The 19,403-nt window shown below is 48.1% G+C and carries 18 protein-coding genes and 1 tRNA gene; 5 read left to right on the top strand and 14 right to left on the bottom strand.

Translation table 11 applies throughout. The features are described 5' to 3' along the window. Window positions 1-76 precede the first annotated feature (76 nt). A complete protein-coding gene (locus ABDB91_RS05030) occupies window positions 77-1,702 on the bottom strand; it encodes a DAK2 domain-containing protein (protein ID WP_347490522.1) in 1,626 nt (541 codons plus the stop codon). Window positions 1,703-1,905: 203 nt separating this feature from the next. On the opposite strand from ABDB91_RS05030, the gene ABDB91_RS05025 reads away from it, so the two are divergent. Then, window positions 1,906-3,084, top strand: coding sequence for an FAD-dependent oxidoreductase (locus tag ABDB91_RS05025; protein WP_347490521.1), 1,179 nt, complete (start codon window positions 1,906-1,908; stop codon window positions 3,082-3,084). 193 nt (window positions 3,085-3,277) lie between these two features. Here ABDB91_RS05025 and ABDB91_RS05020 read toward each other — a convergent pair whose 3' ends face one another. After that, the gene (locus ABDB91_RS05020; RefSeq protein WP_347490520.1) at window positions 3,278-3,550 is read right to left on the bottom strand and encodes a spore coat protein; all 273 of its coding nucleotides are present in this window, start codon (window positions 3,548-3,550) and stop codon (window positions 3,278-3,280) included. A gap of 151 nt (window positions 3,551-3,701) precedes the next feature. Then, the gene (locus ABDB91_RS05015) at window positions 3,702-3,926 is read right to left on the bottom strand and encodes a hypothetical protein (protein WP_347490519.1); all 225 of its coding nucleotides are present in this window, start codon (window positions 3,924-3,926) and stop codon (window positions 3,702-3,704) included. 215 nt (window positions 3,927-4,141) lie between these two features. Here ABDB91_RS05015 and ABDB91_RS05010 point away from each other — a divergent pair, with 215 nt between their 5' ends. The 3 genes from ABDB91_RS05010 (at window position 4,142) to ABDB91_RS05000 (ending at window position 7,139) form a co-directional block, all read left to right on the top strand. Next, on the top strand, window positions 4,142-5,113 hold the full coding sequence (locus ABDB91_RS05010; protein ID WP_347490518.1) for a L,D-transpeptidase family protein: 972 nt from the start codon (window positions 4,142-4,144) through the stop codon (window positions 5,111-5,113). Window positions 5,114-5,290: 177 nt separating this feature from the next. After that, window positions 5,291-6,427: a sensor histidine kinase gene (locus ABDB91_RS05005; RefSeq protein WP_347491536.1), complete on the top strand. Its 1,137-nt coding sequence runs from the start codon at window positions 5,291-5,293 to the stop codon at window positions 6,425-6,427. 58 nt (window positions 6,428-6,485) lie between these two features. Beyond that, window positions 6,486-7,139: a response regulator transcription factor gene (locus ABDB91_RS05000; protein ID WP_347490517.1), complete on the top strand. Its 654-nt coding sequence runs from the start codon at window positions 6,486-6,488 to the stop codon at window positions 7,137-7,139. Window positions 7,140-7,206: 67 nt separating this feature from the next. Here the strand turns inward: ABDB91_RS05000 and ychF are convergent, their stop codons facing one another. From ychF to ABDB91_RS04965, 7 genes are all read right to left on the bottom strand, one after another. After that, window positions 7,207-8,298: a redox-regulated ATPase YchF gene (gene ychF / locus ABDB91_RS04995; RefSeq protein ID WP_347490516.1), complete on the bottom strand. Its 1,092-nt coding sequence runs from the start codon at window positions 8,296-8,298 to the stop codon at window positions 7,207-7,209. A 188-nt stretch (window positions 8,299-8,486) separates the two neighbouring features. After that, entirely contained in the window at window positions 8,487-9,320 is an 834-nt protein-coding gene (locus ABDB91_RS04990; protein ID WP_347490515.1) for a carbon-nitrogen hydrolase family protein, read from the bottom strand. A gap of 153 nt (window positions 9,321-9,473) precedes the next feature. Next, complete coding sequence (locus ABDB91_RS04985) at window positions 9,474-9,695, bottom strand: NifU family protein (protein WP_347490514.1); 222 nt, start codon at window positions 9,693-9,695, stop codon at window positions 9,474-9,476. Between the two features lie 172 nt (window positions 9,696-9,867). Next, a complete protein-coding gene (locus ABDB91_RS04980; protein WP_347490513.1) occupies window positions 9,868-11,166 on the bottom strand; it encodes a zf-HC2 domain-containing protein in 1,299 nt (432 codons plus the stop codon). Next, window positions 11,153-11,776, bottom strand: a complete 624-nt coding sequence (locus ABDB91_RS04975) for a sigma-70 family RNA polymerase sigma factor (RefSeq protein WP_347491534.1) — start codon at window positions 11,774-11,776, stop codon at window positions 11,153-11,155. The genes ABDB91_RS04980 and ABDB91_RS04975 overlap by 14 nt, the downstream gene beginning before the upstream one ends. A 207-nt stretch (window positions 11,777-11,983) precedes the next feature. Continuing rightward, on the bottom strand, window positions 11,984-13,570 hold the full coding sequence (locus tag ABDB91_RS04970) for a methyl-accepting chemotaxis protein (protein WP_347490512.1): 1,587 nt from the start codon (window positions 13,568-13,570) through the stop codon (window positions 11,984-11,986). A 380-nt stretch (window positions 13,571-13,950) separates the two neighbouring features. Continuing rightward, window positions 13,951-15,294 (bottom strand): sigma-54 dependent transcriptional regulator, encoded by a 1,344-nt coding sequence (locus tag ABDB91_RS04965; protein WP_347490511.1) that lies wholly within the window; start codon window positions 15,292-15,294, stop codon window positions 13,951-13,953. 603 nt (window positions 15,295-15,897) lie between these two features. Here ABDB91_RS04965 and ABDB91_RS04960 point away from each other — a divergent pair. Then, window positions 15,898-15,983 (top strand) — tRNA-Leu (locus ABDB91_RS04960). Between the two features lie 169 nt (window positions 15,984-16,152). On the opposite strand, the gene ABDB91_RS04955 is transcribed toward ABDB91_RS04960, so the two are convergent. The 4 genes from ABDB91_RS04955 to ABDB91_RS04940 all read right to left on the bottom strand — a co-directional run bounded on the left by ABDB91_RS04955 (window position 16,153) and on the right by ABDB91_RS04940 (window position 19,175). Continuing rightward, window positions 16,153-17,628 carry a tyrosine-type recombinase/integrase gene (locus ABDB91_RS04955; RefSeq protein WP_347490510.1) on the bottom strand — a complete coding sequence of 492 codons (1,476 nt, stop codon included), beginning with the start codon at window positions 17,626-17,628 and terminating at the stop codon, window positions 16,153-16,155. A gap of 103 nt (window positions 17,629-17,731) precedes the next feature. Beyond that, the gene (locus ABDB91_RS04950; protein ID WP_347491533.1) at window positions 17,732-17,950 is read right to left on the bottom strand and encodes a helix-turn-helix domain-containing protein; all 219 of its coding nucleotides are present in this window, start codon (window positions 17,948-17,950) and stop codon (window positions 17,732-17,734) included. A gap of 564 nt (window positions 17,951-18,514) precedes the next feature. Next, window positions 18,515-18,757, bottom strand: a complete 243-nt coding sequence (locus ABDB91_RS04945) for a helix-turn-helix domain-containing protein (protein WP_347490509.1) — start codon at window positions 18,755-18,757, stop codon at window positions 18,515-18,517. Then, window positions 18,750-19,175 (bottom strand): sigma-70 family RNA polymerase sigma factor, encoded by a 426-nt coding sequence (locus ABDB91_RS04940; protein ID WP_347490508.1) that lies wholly within the window; start codon window positions 19,173-19,175, stop codon window positions 18,750-18,752. Before ABDB91_RS04940 ends, ABDB91_RS04945 begins: the two co-directional genes overlap by 8 nt. Between the last annotated feature and the right edge of the window lie 228 nt (window positions 19,176-19,403).

The following is a 19,403-nucleotide window of genomic DNA, read 5'->3' as shown; positions in this document are numbered from 1 at the left end:
AGCATTGGACTCCTTGGATAGGGCAGAATCCCCATCCGGAGCCCCAATGTCCGGCTTTAGCCGAACGAGTTCACTATTACTCTACGGAGATTATAAACTGATATAGAGGCTGGCCTCCGTAATGCAGCTCAAAATCGAGTTCCTCAAATTCCTCTTCCATCTTTCCGGTAATTTCCCGGGCTTCAGCACCGGTCATACCAGCCCCGTAATATAAAGTAACCAGCCCGGCTTCCTCGTCAATCATGATCCGAAGCAAATCTCCCACCAAAGCATCAAGATGACGGCCCGCGGCCACCAGCCGGTCATCAGCCATACCGATAAAATCGCCCTTACAGATATTGTTGCCGTCAATTACGGCATCCCGCACCGCCACAGTTACTTCACCCGTCTTAACTTCGCCCGAGGCTTCTTCCATTTTTCCAGCGTTTTCCCCGGCGGCGGCGTAGGGATTGTACGCCAGCAGCGCCGCAAAAGCTTGGGGAATGCTTATCGAAGGTACCACATGCACTTCCTTGGCAGCCATAGCCGCGGCTTGCCGGGCGGCCATCAGTATATTCTTATTGTTAGGCAGCAATATAACCGCCGAAGCGTTGACACTATTCACCGCATCCAGAAGCTGCTCCGCCGGGGGATTCATCGTTTGCCCTCCCTCGATAACCACGTCCGCCCCCATGCTCTGCAATATGGTGGCAATGCCTTCACCCGTACCCACAGCCGCCACACCCAGCGGTTTCGCTTCGCCGATAGCGTTCTCACGGCGCAGTTCCTGGCTTTGCTCTTCCATGTTGCCAATTTGCACAGACTGGAGAGCACCGTATTTCAAGCCGCATTCCAGCACCAGTCCCGGATGATTGGAGTGAATATGTACTTTGGCAGCCCGATCGTCACCAACTACCAGCAGGCAGTCGCCATAAGGAGACAACTCTTGCCGCAGCGTATCCATCGGTATATTGCGACCCATGAGTATAAATTCGGTACAGTAGGTGAATTCAATATCAGCTGTGAAATCCTTAGCCCGGCTGTCAATAAATTCTTTTTGCTGGCTGGCCGCCAAATCGAACAACTCAATATTACGCCGGGCCGCCGCATCTTTAAGAGACTGGATAATTCCTTCCAATATCACCACCAGTCCTTTGCCGCCGGCGTCCACCACACCGGCCTCCCGCAGCACCGGCAGTTGCTCGGGTGTGCGAGCCAGGGCCCGGCCGGCGGCCCGATAGCCAAGCACCAGCACCCGCACCGGATCCTTGCTCCGAGCGGCGGCCTTTTCCATACCGATCGCTGTTTCGCGACATACCGTCAGTATTGTACCCTCCACAGGATTGCCCACCGCCCGGTAGGCCACCTCGGCACCACTAACAAAAGCCCGGGCCATGTCGGCGGCACCCGCGCGGCTGCACCCCTCCAGGGCACGGGCAAAACCGCTGAAAATCTGCGACAGAATCACTCCGGAATTGCCGCGGGCCCCCATCAAACAGCCCCGGGCCGCCGCGGCAATTACATCGCTAATTTCACCGCTTTCCACCTGCCGGGCCTCCTTTACCCCGGACAGCAAGGTGAGGTACATATTAGTACCGGTATCACCGTCGGGTACGGGAAACACATTCAGCGCATCAATTTCAGATTTATTCACGGCCAATAGGTTAGCAGCGCCCACAAGCATGTATTTCATCTGCTCCCCGTCAAAAGAGTATATGTACAAAAGAAATCCCCCTTGTCATTTCAGTAACCCAAGATGTACAATACCTGTAAATATTATTTCTGCATTTTTTGCGATAAAACCTTTTTGTTTTTACATTCGCCTTAAACTTAATATAGAACCGACTGCGATAATGCAAACCGCCCCAACCATAACGCCGCGTTTCATTGCTATTAGAATACATTTTTTACAGGGGGTCTATTGATATGTCCATGCAAGCGGATATAATTATCATCGGCGCCGGAGTGATAGGACTCAGCACCGCCTATCACCTGGCCTGTCGAAAAGATAATTTGCGCATTGTTATACTGGAGAAAGAAAAATTCCACGGCGCAGGCTCCACCGCCCAGTGCACCGGTGGTATCCGATATCAGTTCACCAATCCGGTGAACATTCAATTAACTAAGATCAGCTATCCTCATTTCCTGCGTTTTGCCGCCACTATGCAATACCCCATTTATTTTCGCCGGCGCGGCTACCTTTTGGTAACCGGTAAAGAAAACCGGCGGCAGGAACTGCACAACATCATAGAACAGCTCAACCGACTGGAGGTACCGGCCCGACTGCTGGCCCCGAAAGACATCGCCGCCGCTTATCCCTTTGTTCTGACGGAAGATTTACTGGAGGGCAGCTTTTGTCCCCCGGATGCTTATGCCGACCCTTACGGAGTAATGGAAGGTTATTACCGCCAATGCCGCGGACTGGGCGTACAAGTGCTGTGCAATACGGAAGTTACCGGAATCAAAGTACGGAGTAACCGGGTTGCCGGGGTGTTGTGCCGTCATACCCGACAAGACGGCCGGCCAACCGAAGAGGATACAATAAGCGCCCCGGCAGTCATCAACGCCGCCGGTCCCCACCTGCATCTGTTGGCCCGGTTAGCCGGCCTTGCACTGCCCGCAGCCCCCTACCGTCGGCAGGTGTATGTATGCGCCCATATGCCGGCTATCCCCGCCGATATTCCTCTTATCGTCGACCTGGATACGGGATTCTACATGCATGCCGAGAAAAACGGCATACTGCTGCTGGGCGGCACCGACCATGACAGCGCCCCCGGTCTCGAAACCGTGGTAGACAGGAGCCGGCTGTCTAATTTCATTGAATCGGCCATAGGACGGGTGCCGGTTCTGGAAGACGCTCAGATCACCCGTATATACACAGGTATCCGCTCCCTGACCCCCGACGGGCTGGGTATTCTGGGAGAAACCGAAATAAACGGCTTTTACTGTGCCGGTGGCTTTGGCGGCAACGGCTTTATGCACGCCCCGGCTATTGGCCTGATCACGTCCTGCCTCATATTGGGAGAACAGCCGCCATTGGACCCGGCACCGCTTTCTCCCAACCGTTTCAACAACGCTCCCATCGCTGAAAGCGCTCTTTTTTGAAAGAGAAGCACAGAAACGGTTTTTTTTACTTCCCAAGCGAGGATGTAAAAGAAAGCTTGAAAATTTTACATGACAGCTATTGCGCGTTATAGAAGATAAAGGCTCAACATCAGGGATTGCCTGACAGTAAGCCTTTATCTTCATAGGACTTCCAAGCCCCCGTGATTCTCCTTGCTTCCCTGGCGCATAACCTTTAATACTGCATTTGGTGCTGCATTGCGGCAGCGCCCATGCCCGGACTGTTTTGCCAGGCGGAAGCGTTGGCCGGACGCACTTCATACCAGTTACGATCATGCATTAGATTAAAGATTTGTTTTTGCAGATTAATCTCCTCGTTATTAAGCTGAATAAGAGTATTACGAATCCGGTCATTAGCCGATTCCAGCACCGCTCTGTGATAGTTGCCGGATATATACTTGGTACCCATAAGCAAATCAGTCATCATTTCCCTGTCACCGAATAGCATCCTCACCCCTCCTCTAATTTAAAGCGTATTTTCAAAAGATTCCTGCTCTTTGTCAGCACGAGCGCCGGTGAAGCAAGCGAATTCCACCTTTTGCCCCTGCTTATTCCGCCAGATCGCCATCGTTATCGCTTGGCGCGATGCCAAGAATAATTTAGTGCTGCGCCAGGCCGGAAGCCAAACCGGCCTCTTGCAGCATGTTGTTTAAAGTACCGACATGACGCTGTCCCTTTTCGGCCATCTGCTGCAGTATGGCTTGGACCGCCGGGTCACGGGTAACGCTCATGTACAACTGCACCTTCCTGGTGCAAATTTCTTCGGCCCGCAACTGTTCTTCAATAGCCAGTCTTTCCATTTCGGTTACTTTGCCCATATGCATAGAATTTACACCTCCTCCGGGATTTAATTACAAAGTTATTTTTTACGCCTCCGATAAATTTATGTAATCTGCCGACTGGCAAAAGTTTCAATACAGACATTAATGAACATTCTATTTAATGTTCATGCAGCAATTAATTACCGATTCATGAGAGTCATAAAATAATTCTTCTCCCGTATTATGTAAAAGCACTATATGTAGGAGGAGTCAAGCGGATGATTAAAAAACTTTCTGTGCTATTAACGGCTCTTTGTTTTTGTTTTATACATACCGGGTTGGCTATAGCCGGCATACGAATTGTCATTAACAAGTCAACCAACCAGCTGCATTATTTTAAGGACGAAGTATTGCAAAAAACCTTTCCCGTAGCCACGGGAAAGAATTCTTCACTTACTCCGGAGGGCAGCTTTTCAATAGTAATTAAACTGGTTGACCCATACTATGCACGCAAAGGCATCCCGGGCGGCAGTCCGCAAAACCCACTGGGCTGTCGCTGGCTGGGCCTTAGCGTAGGAGGTGGCGGCACATACGGCATCCACGGCACCAACAACCCATCATCCATCGGCACCTATGCTTCGGGTGGCTGTATCCGCATGTATAACCAGGATGTCAGCTGGCTGTATGATCACACACCAGTGGGCACACCGGTAAAGATTATCAGAAGCAGCTCAACTTTGTTTCCGGCGCAACCTGAACCACGGCCCAAACCTATGCCGGTTACCGTAGTGCTGGGCACAAAGACCATCAACATCAAAGAGCCGGTCGGCACCGGCACGGACGGTTCACCATTGCTGCCGCTGCGTACGATTTTTGAAGCACTGGACTATACCATCGGATGGAATGACGCCGACCGCACCATCTTCATAACCAACGGAATTGATAATATAGCCGTTTCATGCGCCAGTAAACTGGTATCAACAAGTCAAAATGTATTTACCTGCTCTGAACTTAAGCTAGTGCGGGGGATCGCACACGCTCCCCTGTCCTTCTGGGAAAAAGCGCTGCCTTTAATGCGGGTTAGCTGGAAGGCCGAACAACGCAAGGTAACGTTTACCCCCCAAATCGTTCTGGAACAACCGATCCGGATACCTGAAACAGCATCTCCAGCCATTCCGGAAGCAGCGGAGGAGGTCTCTGCTGCCGACACGGCAGCAATGCCCGGTACACCGCATAAAGACCGCTTTTGATATCGAACCTAAAAACCCATTATCTTGATATGCTAATATCGGTGCACAATTGTTAATCATAGGTGCGCCGGTTATTTTTTCCAGCAATCACTTTTTTTTGACAATCTTTGCAGGATAAACATGGTACAGCAGCGAATATTTAAATACAAGATAGTTGGTAGGTGAATGAATTTGCTTGTGAATTTGCTTGACGCATCAAACCTCGACGTTATATTAAACAAAATAACGCTGCACATCAAAGAATCGCAGGAACAAATATATGATATAGCAGAGCATACCCAAGCCGAATATAACAGTATTACTGACGAATTGGACGAAATAAAAAATTCAATCACCAAGTTAATCGAACGCGTTGAAAAAATGCGTGAACGGGAAAAAAGGGCCCGTATTCATTTAATGGATGTCAGCAGGTATTTTGACCGGTATAATGAAGAAGATATCAAGCAGGCTTACGACAGAGCACAAAAGATACAGGTGGAATTGGCCATGCTGCAGGGCCAGGAACAACTGCTGCGGGACAAGCGAAATAATTTGGAGCGAAGCCTCAGGCGATTACAAGCCATGCTGCATAAAGCGGAAAATATGATTTCACATCTTGGCGTGGTGTTCGATTACCTTAATAAGAATATGTCCACCATATCTTCCAGTATCGAAGGATTAAAGCAAGTACAACAATTGGGTATAAGTATCATCAAAGCCCAGGAGGAAGAGCGCAAGCGTGTGGCCCGGGAAATTCACGACGGTCCGGCGCAGCTGATGGCCAATATAGTCATGCGTGCCGAATATATATTAAAATTATTGGAAGTTAATCCCGCATACGTTAAAGATGAACTGGTTAACCTGCAGGAGTTAGTCAGGCAGAGCCTGCAGGATGTGCGCAAAGTAATATTTGACCTGAGACCGATGGTACTGGATGACCTGGGACTGATACCGGCCATCAACCGCTACGTGGAAGATTATAGAAAACAATATGGTATCAACGCCGAATTTATCTTCTTTGGAAAGCAGCTTCGATTGCCGCCGGCCACAGAGATTGCCATGTTCCGCGTAGTGCAGGAAGCACTGAGTAATGTACACAAACACGCCCGGGCTAAACAGGTACTGATTAAAATAGAACAGCTCGCCGGCCAGATAACCATCCTGATTAAAGACAACGGCAGCGGTTTTAATATAAAAACAGTAGAAGAGAATAAAGACCGTGAATGTTACGGACTTATAAATATGCGAGAGCGCGTACAAATATTAAAGGGAGAATTTAAAATAACCAGCGTCCCGGGTAAAGGTACTTTAATCAACCTGAGCATACCTGTTTAAGCGTTAAGATATTGTCGTTATTTAAATAATAAATATAAACAAAAGGGGGCACAATATATTGCAACCAATTAACGTGCTAATCGTGGACGATCACGCCCTCATTAGAGAAGGAATCAGGAAAATATTATCTTTGGAGCAGCGCATCAATGTACTGGCGGAAGCAGCCAACGGACGCCAGGCCGTTAAACTATGTCTCAGCAAACATCCCGATATCATCCTGCTGGATATCAACCTGCCCGATATCACAGGTATTGAAGTGTGCAAAATAATCAAACAAGAGCTGCCCGATATCGGCATCATAGCCCTGACCATTCACGACCAGGAAGAATATATAATGGAGATGATTCGCAACGGTATCGCCGCATATTTGCTTAAGGATATCAGCCCGGACCAATTGATCAACACTATACTGCAAGTGGCTGAAGGAAAATCATTTATTTCACCATCATTAACAGCCAAGATATTTAGCCAGATAAATAAATTATCAACCACCAGACATCCTGAGCAAAAGCCACACGGTTTGACAGACAGGGAGCTGGAAGTTTTGCGCCTACTGGCCAACGGTGACTCTAATAAAATAATCGCACTCAAACTATATATCAGTGAAAAAACCGTTAAGAACCACCTGACTAATATATTCCAGAAATTGAACGTTACCGACCGTACCCAGGCGGCATTACTGGCGATAAGAGAAAAGATAGTGAAAATTTAAACACCCCACCGGCATCCGGCGGGGTTTACGATCTTTATGAGCCAGCCGCAAACGCGGTCGGCTCATTTTATACATTAAACCGAATATTCAATATATCTCCGTCTTTGACCATATAATCTTTACCTTCCAACCGGGCCAGGCCTTTTTCCTTGACCTTGTTCATGCTCCCCAAGCCATGCAGATCATCAAAGGCTACCACCTCGGCCCGGATGAAGCCGCGCTCCAGGTCGGAGTGGATTTTACCGGCAGCACTTTTAGCATTCAGACCAACCGGGATGGTCCAAGCCTTCACTTCATCCTCGCCCACAGTGAAAAAGGACATCAACCCCAGGGTATCGTAGGCGGCCCGGGCCAGCCGATCAATACCTGATTGCCGCAGGCCCAAATCTTCCATGAATTCACGCCGGTCATCCTCGGGCAGCTCGCTGATTTCCATTTCAATCAAACCGCTGACCTCCAGCAGAATAATATCTTTTTCCGCGGCGCAAGCACGCACCTTTTCCTGCCCCGGGTAACCGCCGCCTCGCAGCTGTTCTTCATTGATATTAACCACCAATATCATAGGTTTATCTGTTAAAAAGCTATAATTTACCAGCAGTTCACGCTCAGCTTCGGAAAGCTCCGCCTTATGCATAGTCACTTCATTTTCCAACGCCGACAGACACTTGCGCAGCACCTCCAGCTCCGCAAGCTGCTCCTTTTTTATCTTTTTCCCTTCATTAATACGCCGGATTCTTTTTTCCACCAGGTCCATATCCGCCAGCAGCAATTCCAGGTTAACGGTCTCTATATCCCGCATAGGGTCGATATCCCCATCCACATGAGGTACACCTTTGTCTTTAAAGGCACGCACCACATGCACCAATAAATCAGCATTACGAATACCATCTAAAAAGCGATTGCCCACCCCTTTGCCCTCACTGGCCCCGCGCACCAGTCCCGGCACATCGCTGAACTGGATCTGGGCATAAGCGTTCTTTTTGGGCTTGTACAGGTTAATAAGAAAATCAATCCTCGCATCAGGCACTTCGGCCATCGCTACGTTAATTTCTGTTTTACCCGTCAAATAATTGGATGTTTCAAGTCCCGAGTTGGTCACCAGATTAAATAATGTGGTTTTACCCACCATCGGCAAGCCGACAATACCACAAGTTAACATTTGCAGTTCCCGTTCCTTTCCTCAAAAAGCTAGAGCACTTCGTTTAATTTTAACTTTTTGCACCGACATATTCAAGCGGCCCCTCCACAGCCAAGTCGCGCCTTAACAAATGATCGCGTGTCACGGCTCGCCTGCAAAACATATTATCACAACAATGTTTTTAGCGACAGTCCCTTGCCACCATGTCTTTATCGCGGCATTTTCTTATTTAGCTCATATAAATCAGTACGTCGCCCGGTTAATAACGGCAGACGCCCGCGCACTTCCTTAATTCTATTTAGATCAATTTCCGCCGTGATAATTTCCTCGCCGGTACCGGCCCGGACCGCCACGTCGCCCCAGGGGTCCACCATTATAGAATGGCCGTAGGCCACATAACCCGCCTGCTCATCACGAGCCGGGGAAACAGCCGCCACGTAAACCTGATTATCCACCGCCCGCGCCCGCATGGTCAAATCCCAGTGAGCCGGGCCGGTAACTGTATTAAAGGCGGCCGGTATGATCAGCACATCTATTCCCTCCAGAGCCAGCAGACGGGCTAATTCCGGAAATCGCACATCAAAGCAGATCATCACGCCAATTTTACAAAACCCGGCGTCTATAACGGTAAGCTCACCTCCGGCTCCCAGCGTGCCGGACTCCCGCACCTTTAAATTGGGCAAATCCACGTCAAACAGGTGCACCTTGCGATGCCGCCCCAATAAGTCGCCTCGCGGGCCAAAGATAAAGCAGGTATTGTAAATAATATTCCCTTCTCTTTCGGGTATCGAACCACCCACCAGCACAATGCCCGATTCAGCGGCCACCCGGGATAGCATTTGTACCGTCTCCCCATCAGAGTATGACTCGGCATATTGGGGGAATAGATGTGTCTCGTAAGGACAGTTAAACATTTCCGGCAGCGCCACTACCCGTGCCCCCCGCCCGGCCGCCCGGCGCACCATATCCCGGGCGTGACTTATATTAAACTCTTTATCGGCGGTAACTTTGACCTGGCATACGGCTAACTTGCATTTACTCATGAAAATGACCACCCTTCTATATACCCAATCCCTTATATCAATATGTATTACCGCAAAATAACTGTTTATAAGTTTCCGGCAAAAAGTACAAAACCACTTTTCACCAAGCAAACAGCGGCAAAAAGTGGTTATATAGAACACCTTTGGCATCAATTAGGCCTGTACAACTTCCTTTACTTCGGGCACAGCTTGCTTGAGCGACCGCTCAATCCCCAATTTAAGGGTATATGTAGACATCGCTCACCCGCCGCAGGCACCTTTAAGTTTTACTTTTACCACACCGTCGGGTGTAACTTCCACAAGCTCAACATCACCGCCATCACGCTGCAGCATGGGGCGTACTTTATCCAGAGCAGCTTGCACTTGTTCGCGCACTGTTTCAACCTCCCTTCTTGAAACTATTATAACAACAAAAGAGTGATAATATTAGTTTTATCCAAACCGCAACTATCCCTATTTTAACTGCTATTTACCAGTGAAGCAATAGTAAAACTTAATCCGCCTATAAACAATTAATCTAACGATGCCGCGCCTAGCGGCCTGATGTCTATTTTATATAAAGATTAATCGTGGCGAAATTTATATCCTCCTGCAAATCCAAAAGTATCTGCTGCTGCCGGGCAATTTGATCACGCAACGCATCCAACTCGGCCGCGCCGTCCGCGCCGTTTTCGGTTTGACCGGTCTCCTGTTGCTCTACCAGCGCTTTTTCCCGTTCCCTAAGAACGTTTAACTGCTCTTCGGTTTGGTGCACATCAACGGTTAGATCCTTGGTCTCTGATTTAATATCCACCTGACCCATATTATTCAAATCTTCGATAAACCCGTCCAAATTACCTGTGGGAATACGCAATACCAAGCACTGCCCGGTTTGTTCCGCATCAGTGTCTATAAATCCATCATATCTGCCTGCGGCTTTATCCCAGTATTCCACCGTATCTTTCCGTTCGGTTAACATCACTGTAGCGGTAAACTCCCTGGCCACATTATCCGCCGCCTGTAAACTTCTGTTATCCAACCGGGGAGCGGCATCCCGCGGAATATTCTCAGGCGCTGCGGTGATAAAAAACTTATGCTCATTATTTTCCGGTTGGTTTTCCTGCACAGCAAAATCACGGTCCGCCCGCTCCCCTTCGTCAGCGGTATCCGAACCGCCACCGCCCACTGCCGGCGTGGATTGTTCCTCCGAAGCTCCCCAGGCGGCTCTCGGCCTTTCAGACACAGGCACGCCGGATGCGGCTGGACCACCCCCCCGGTCTACACTACCGGCTGCATTACGGACTGTGCTACCGGCTGTGTTATCAGCTGCATTATTCGACGGAGCCACTTCCTTTACAGCATCCGTTCCTTTAAAAGTTTGTTTTTGAGCGGATTCTGAACCAGACTCCACAGCACGCTTGCCATTTACCGCACCGCCCCCGTATTGTTCCTCCCGGTCGGCCATCAATTGACCGGTACTCCGACCGGGTGCGGTGTCAAATAACCCGCCCTCGTTTTTATCATACCAAAAAGCGGTAACACCAACGCTGAGAAATAGTACCGCCGCAACAGCCAGTGTCTTGAAGCATTTGCCGCGGGCCAGCCGATTGGGCCGGCCGGTTTGGTCTTCGCCAATGGTCGGCACAGGCATGGCCTGTAGCTTCTGACGTAAATTATCGTGAAACTCCGGAGGCGGTACCACTTCCGGCAACCCCCTGACCAGCTCCACGGTTGCTCGCAAATTATCGCATTCCAACCTGCACGCCTCGCAAATAGCAAGATGATCTTCCACCTGCGCCACCTGGGGAGATTCCAGCATATCATCAATGTAAGCGGATAACATTGCACAGATATCACGACATGGCATTGTTCTTCCCCCCTTTGGCGTTATGACGATCACTACCCGGTAAAAGTTCCCCCCGCCTGCGCATCTTTTCTTTGAGCGCGTTCCTGGCCCGGCTGATGCGTGATTTTACCGTGCCCAGCGAGCATTGCAGCACATCGGCAATTTCCTCGTAACTCAATCCCTGTATTTCCCGCATTATTAGAATCAACCGGTGATCTTCAGAAAGCTTGCTTAAGCAAATCTGCACTTGCCGCTGCACCTCACGGCGCTGTACGGTTTCCTCAGGTGAATAGCTATCATCGGCAGTCGGCATATTGGCTGGCGAGGCTTCAATCATTTCATCCATGGAAACACTTCGTCGCCGCTGTCGCTTCCGAAGCTCATCCCGACAAATATTGGCTGCAATTCGATAAAGCCAGGTGGAAAAAGCAGCATCACCCCGGAACCCGGCCAGCACCTTGTATAAGCGTATAAAAGTATCCTGGGTCAGGTCACTGGCGTCGGCGTGGTTACCCATAAAGCGGTATGCCAAACCATATATTTTAGCTTCGTAGCGACGCACCAGTTCATCAAAGGCATCCAGATCGCCTTTTTTAGTCTTTTGCACCAGCACTTCATCGGGAAGACACACTTTAATTTCACTCCCGTCCAACAAAAAACCAGGGGTGCATATCCCCCCTGGTTTATTCTTCGACACGGTTAAACATACTTCCTGCCGCATATACATTATGGCTATTGATAACGAAGAGAGTTAACGACAGCATAAAATTACAGCTTTACAAATAGAAAAGCAGGTATAGAAAACCAATTACCGGTTTCCAAAGCTATCAGTATCAACCTAAACTTTAAACCTACCGACTAAAGCATTTAATTCTTCCGAAAGCTGAGTTAAGGATTCAGCCGAAGCGGAGACCTCTTCCATAGCTGCAGTTTGTTCTTCCGTGGTTGCGGCAACATTCTGCACCCCCGCGGACATCTGTTCGGCAGCTGATGCTACTCCCTGAATTTGTGACGTTAGCTCTTGTACCGAGCCGATTATTTCCTTAAAGTTTGCCCCGGCTTCCCCGACTACCCGGGTGCCGGCTTCAACTTCTTTACCACCGCTTGCCATGCTCTCCACGGCTTTTTGCGATTCAAATTGAATTGCGTTAATTAGAGTGTAAATTTCTTTAGCCGCGTTTGACGATTGTTCGGCTAATTTTCTCACTTCTTCCGCTACCACGGCAAATCCCCGGCCCTGCTCACCGGCCCGGGCCGCCTCGATAGCAGCGTTTAAGGCCAGCAAATTAGTTTGGTCGGCAATGTTGGTAATTAACTCGACTATTTGGTTAATCTCCTGAGACTTTTGGTTTAAACCGTCTATAGAAATTGAAACCGCACCGGCCATATCGGCTATGCTCCGCATTTGTTCAATAACCCTCTCAATACCCTTGCTTCCCTCACCGGCATGTTCGGCTGCAGCTTCGGATAAAGCAGAGACTTCCTGAATGTTAGCGCCAACTTGTTCAACCGTAGTGGAAATTTCCGTCATGGTGGCGGACGTTTCATTAGCACTGGCTGCTGTTTCCTGGGCACTGGAATTTAATTGCTGAGATGAACTGGCCACGGTATTGGCTTTATCCGTTATCTCCATTACTATTTGTCGCGTCTGGCTAATCATCTTACTAAAAGCAGCGGCCAGTACGCCTATTTCGTCCTTCGTCTTTACTTTAATATCAACTGTTAAATCGCCGGCTGCGGCGGAATTGGCCGCTTGCACCAAGTTAGCCACCGGGCTGGTAACGCTGCGCGCAAACGCCAGAGCGATAATTATACCTAAAAATATAGCGAACCCACTTAAGGCAAACATACGTATTCGCGCCCAGGTGTAAGCCTGTAATGCTTCCTCATAACGCATTTGATTTCGCCCTTCGGCATATTCGATTAATTCACGTAAAGAATCCCGCCATTGTGTTACACGGGGTGCCGATGTATTTAACAACTCATTAATTATTACTTTATTATCGCTATTTTCAAGCATAGCCATTTCTATAATACTGTCGTCTATAACTCTTGATTCTTCCTTATATCCTTTGGTTTTTTCCAGGATAACTTTCCCTTCGTCGTTAATAATCTGAGCTATTTTTTTCTCAGCCGCATCATATTGAGTCCACGCTTCATCAATTCTTTGCTTTTCACTTTGCTTGGCTGATACATCATCAAGCAATGCTATACTGCGGATGACACGACTGACCACATGCACGGAATCCAACATTTCATTAGCTAATTTAACCTGGACGTTATTGTCGTTTACTATATGTTCCATTTTATCATTGATTTGTTTTAACTGGCTAACGCTAACTATCAACAAGCTAATCATTAGGGCTATAACCAATCCAAAGCCCATTCCCAAACGAACGGCTATTTTCAAGTTTCCCAATTTCATTTATATCTTCCCTTCTCTAATAATATAGACGACATACAAAAACGATTACTTGCATATTCCGAATAGCTTCAGATCCACTGTAAATTAATAGTGCATAACGTTTTCATCACACCTCTCCAAACATTACCGTGTAATATGCCGATTTAACCCGGGGTAATAATTTCCAGATGCAATTAGTGCAAAAAGCTCGCCATATGGCGAGCTCTGACTTTTCGTGTCGTTTGTTGTCAAATAATAAATATACATACAAAATTGTATAACAAAAACGTACATATTTACATTTTTGGCATATCAATATAAAATTGCCGCATCGCGCCCCTCGCCATGCCAAAATCAGAATATATCCTCACAATTTGAGTGCCGCCAAGTGGCAAGGATATCTATTTAGTATTCTTTTTTCCCAAACGCTCTAATCGATAATGCAACATCCGCCTCGAAATACCAAGATATTCGGCTGTATTAGTTTTATTTCCATTGTGCATTTCCAACGCCCGGCTTATGAGATTATCGTTTAATCGAGCTAAATCCAGCCTATCCGGCGGAAGTGGACATGTTTCCAAAGTAACAGGTGGAAATAAAGGAGCGGACCTTCCGCTTCCTTCGAAAGAAGTAGAAGATCCGCCTCCTTGCTTCCTTGCGATTTGAAACTGAGGAATACTGTTTAGATGCTCTATTGTTAATTCACCATCATCGTACATAAAGACTATATATTCAACAGCATTCATCAGTTCCCTGACGTTACCGGGCCAGTGATAAGATTGCAGGGCCTTAGCTGCATTTTCGCTGATTTTAATCATTCTTTTTCCTCTTTTTGCCGAGAACCTTTTTAAGAACATCTTAGTCAGCGGCAAGATCTCATTTGGCCTCTCTCGTAAAGGAGGCAATACAATGCGGCCAATATTTATGCGATAGTAAAGGTCTTGCCTAAATCGCCCCTGGTCAACACTCTTTTCAACATCCGCGTTTGTGGCACATATAATACGTATATCTATCTTTATTTTTCTCATCCCGCCTACCCGGTAATACTCTTTTTCCTGAAGCACACGCAATAATTTAGCTTGGAGATTTATGGGCAGTTCGGTGATTTCATCAAGAAATATAGTACCTCCATTAGCCAGATCAAACTTTCCCTTTTGCCCTTTCTGCAGCCCTCCGGTGAACGCGCCGGCTTCATAACCAAACAGTTCACTTTCAAATATATGGGGAGGGATCGCCGCACAATTAATATCTATAAATGGTAAGCTGACCAAGGAATTGTCATAATGTATGTACCTAGCCACAATTTCTTTCCCCGTCCCCGTTTCCCCCTGGATTAATACAGGTATAGACCGGTCACCGTGAAATTTCCCGGCCTGCTCAAAAATGTACTTCATTTTTTGTGAGAAAATACCTATGCCGCCAATACCTACTTTTTCGGCATAGGCCTTTTTCACACGGATTAATTCATTCTCCGTTTCTTCCGTGGCGGCCCTTACTTCACTATCAAACCTTCCAGTTAAAACCTGGTCATCTTTTTTCAGCTGTTGATGTTCGGCAAAACCCTCTACCAGTGATTTTTCCCGGGTGGATCTTGTCAACGCCTCTTCATTTTGGTTACAGTCTATCATGGTTTGGTCAATAGCTATCTCCAGTTTTTTTAAGTCATTTTGCAGCCTCTCAATTACTTGATCTTTTCTAACCAATTCGCTGATCAGTTGTTCCCTGGACATCTCACTAAAATGCAATTTTGACCGCCCCTTAACTCAAGTAATATTACTTTTTGCTATATTTAGTCAGATTACTCATAACGCACAAGTCCTTAAGGCTGAAATAAAAGTTCTCTCTTATGTCTTAATTTGTCACTTTAATTACACTAATAATACCAAAGAACTAGGTTTTTTGATTTTATTTATCTTAAATTCCGACAGTTTTATGAACACAAAGCTTATAGAATAATCGTCAAGCCAGCTGTACAAAACCCGCCCGACAACCACCACCGGTAAGCTATAAGCGATAAAAGCAAGCAATGCTGGCATCTGTTGGCATCGTAATACAGTTGACAACGTTAAGCAAACTGTGTTACAATTTTTCTTGCAAGTCACCAGACAGCGTTTGTTGAATTTATCTAGCCAATAAGACCAAATAATGCCGATGTGGCGGAATTGGCAGACGCGGCGGTCTCAAAATCTACTGCGTGAGAAGCCCTTTTCGACCGGTCGGCGGCTCCCAAACCCGCGTGGTTGCTGGGTTCTTGATAATTGAATAGTCTCTAAGGTTTTTAATATCCCTCCACCATATCCCTCCAAATTCCAAAGTCGGATGATGGAGAGGGAAATTGAAATAAACTTGCCGATGTGGCGGAATTGGCAGACGCGGCGGTCTCAAAAACCGTTGGATAACCTCCATGCCGGTTCGACTCCGGCCATCGGCACCAGAAGTTAATGCTCTTAAAGCCGCGATACAAGCGGATTTGAGGGCTTTTTTCTTTTCTGGCGGCACCCTATCGTTTGCCGTCCTTCATACCTTCACATGAACCATTTTGCGCAAATTTGCAGTGCTCTCAGCTCCCTATTTACCTGGCATTCCGCCGTTTTGGAGGGATGTCAGGAGGGATATACGCCGATGATGGCGTTGGCCGAAGCGACCTTGGAGCTGAAATCCAGGTGAGTGTAGATGTTCGAGGTGGTGGAAATATCACTGTGTCCCAACCACTCCTGGATCTCTTTCAGGCTGACTCCGTTGGCATACAACAAACTGGCGCAGCTATGGCGCAGATCGTGAAAACGAATTTTCTTCAAGCCGTGGTTTTTCAGCGTGAGCGCGAAATTCTGGGTAATATAGCCCGGCTTGACCCGTTCTCCCAACTCGTTCACGTAGATGTAGCCGAGATGCTCCCGGCAATAAGCGTTGCCGCACACTTTTTGATTACGCTCCTGCTCGGTCTTCATCTGCCGGAGAAGCTTTTCAAAGGGCTCTACCAGCGGCAGGGTGCGGTGGCTGGACTTAGTTTTGGTGCGGTCCTTTTCCACGATGATGGCTTTTCCGTCCACCCTTACCTCAGTTACGGTGTGCTTGATGGTCAGCGTCTTTTTTTCAAAGTCAATGGCGTTCCATTTCAGCCCAACGATTTCACTGCGGCGCAACCCGTAAAACGCGCCCAGGATAACGGCCAGCTCTATCGGTTTATTTTTCACGATAGCGAACAAGGCTTCCAATTCCCCGGCATCGTAAATACTGCCCACAAATTTTGCGGTCTTGGGCCGCTCGATCCGGTCGGCGGGATTAAAGGCGATCAGCCCCACCTTGAACGCGTACTGCAACGCCTTGCGAATGTTGGCGTGGCGATGGATGACCGTGCAGGCGCTTACGCCTTTCTCGTTCAGCTCGTACTGATAATAGTCCTGGATGTGCTTCGGCGTAACATCCTTCAATGTAAGCCTGAATTCCTTAAAGTAAGGAATAATGCAGCTCTTGATGGACATAGCGTAAGAGGCGTAGGTGGTCATTTCCACATTGTGCTTGATCATCTCCAGCCATTCCAGCAGGAAGTCGGTAAACAGTATCCGCACCTCGCCGGAGATCGGGTTTACCTTGTCGGCCGGATTGTCCCGGATCAGCTCAAGCTCCACGGCGTAGGCCAAGGCTTCCTCAATGACCTCGTGATATTGGAGCAGGGCGGTGTTCAAGGCGTTTTTTTCCGTTCTCTCGTACTGATAGTAGCCTTCGATGTCCCCCGGCTTTATTTTCGCCACCGTAACGGCGGTATCCTTAAAGTAAGGGATGATGAAGGCTTTGGCGTCGTATGTGTAAAGGGCGTAGGTGTCGGCGTCCACTCTGTTGATAGCGTCCTGCAGCCATTTTTTCAGGAAGTCGGCAAACAAGGCGTTTTTATCACTCATTGCCGTGTCGGGATTAAACTCTTGCCTGGTTTTCCAAAGCAGCGTTTCGGCGCGTTTTTTATTCCCTTTGACGGGGAGTCCCGTGCTGACGGACTTGGTTTGGCGCTTTCCGTTCATATCCTTGTAGGTGAGGATCATCTGGAAATAGCCGTTTTTTTCTCGCAGGTGTCCTGTTACCATAAATTCTTGCCTCCTTTAAATCAGTAACAGTCCATATTCACCTACCATTGACGGGTCTAGTGTAGCAGGCTGCAAAATATCTTGCAAAGGTGCGAACGATGTTTTACGCATCGGATTCCTGCGCGACCGCCAGGTATTCGAAAATATGAAGCTTGGGGATTTTGTACGTTCGGCCTATTTTAAAGTGCTTGATCTGGTTTTGCTTTAAAAGGCGGTATCCGGTTTTTGTGCTGATACCGCCCAGCATTTCACACATCTGCTCTACACTGACCACGTCCGGGTATTCCCGAAAAATCAGCTTATATGCTTCATTGCTTTTCAGCAAGGTATCAGCCCCTTTCTCTCAAAATAGAAATGCAGGCAGCAGGGGCGCACCCATGATTGGATTCGCATAAACGCTTGCCCAAAAACGGGCGTACCCCTAAGCCGCATTTTCTTTATCAATTTTCTATCGTTACGGGCTTATCGGATGGACGGCGGCTGACCGTCCTCATAGGCATTTCACCTCCCCCCATACTGACGGGCCATCCCCATTGCCTGCGACGCTTTTAACGCTCGGACTGTGGCTGGACGGAAGTATCATTGTACCGGCCTATGTGTCGTCGCCCCATAAACTGCCAAGCTCATTTTGCGGCATGGGTGGTGATCGCTCGTTCCCTTGGGGAAGTCGTGGCGCACCCGCCGTCCGGCTCGGCATAGACCGAAAGTATCCGATTTGCCCTATGATGCACGTTGTTTTGCCGTGCTTTCTTTGTCAAAGAACGAAGGCGTTTGTCAGCCTGCAAAAGCACATTGGTTTATGGATGTACTTTTGCAAAATGGCAAACACGAAAAGCCTACCGCGGGAAGCGTGGAAAGGGGACGCGCTCCCGTAGCAGGCTTTTCGTTAAGCTACCCTGAAAGTCAGGATTTTGGTTATCAGCTTGGTCTCCAGTCTGCGTCGCAATTCAGGGTCTACGCACAGATGGGGATTGCCGCTTTCGTCGTAAAGCTGCCTTGTAGACAATGCGGCAATATATCCCTCATAGTGCTTTAGGACGGTGTTGATTGCGTTGATGTCGCCGTTGCTTGCCGCCGCAATGACGGGGAAAGGAAGCAAGCCGGTATTACCGGTCCGTATACTATTCATCCGCTTTTCCCTCCATGAATTTTTTTAGTTCCTGCAAAGTGCTTGTCCGACGATAGGCAACGGTGCGACGGACAAGGTTCAAGAGTTCCCCGATTTCCCTGTCCGTCATCTCAAGGAAATAAGACAGCAGGATAATGTCGCGCTTGTTTGTCGGCAAGGCTTTCAGAGCTTCGCCTATGCGTTCATCCGACACGGTAATGTCGTAGCCCAACACGCAAAAGCTGTATGTATCCTTGAAATATTCGTCCATAACGGCTAATTGCTCCCAATCCTTTTCGGACAGCTCGTCCAAAGATATTTCATGTTCTCGGCGTCTTTTTAACTCGTCGTAATAGTCGCGGGCTTCATGCTTGAGTATCTTTTTGCAGAAGCTGTCAAAGGTGTGCCGTTTGTGTTCTTTGTGGGAATGAGGCTTCATGTTCTCACCTCCCTTCGCATCCGCAAAGGCGGGTGATGGCTTCCCTTTCGCCACTACTACGGTAGAAATGAAAAATTTGGCAAAGTAAACGGCAAGAAGTGAAAAATAATTTGAGGAAAAACGCAAAAAAGCCCGACTGGATAAAAACCAATCGGGCACAGGAGCTTGTATATCTTAACGTGTAACGTGTGTAGGTAACTTCATAACCGCAATAGTCCCCTAAATCGC

Origin of the sequence: Desulfoscipio sp. XC116, assembly GCF_039851975.1 — a bacterium.
Classification (GTDB): domain Bacteria; phylum Bacillota; class Desulfotomaculia; order Desulfotomaculales; family Desulfallaceae; genus Sporotomaculum.
Note: the sequence above shows the minus strand (reverse complement) of the source record. Positions and strands in the feature narration are given on the sequence as shown.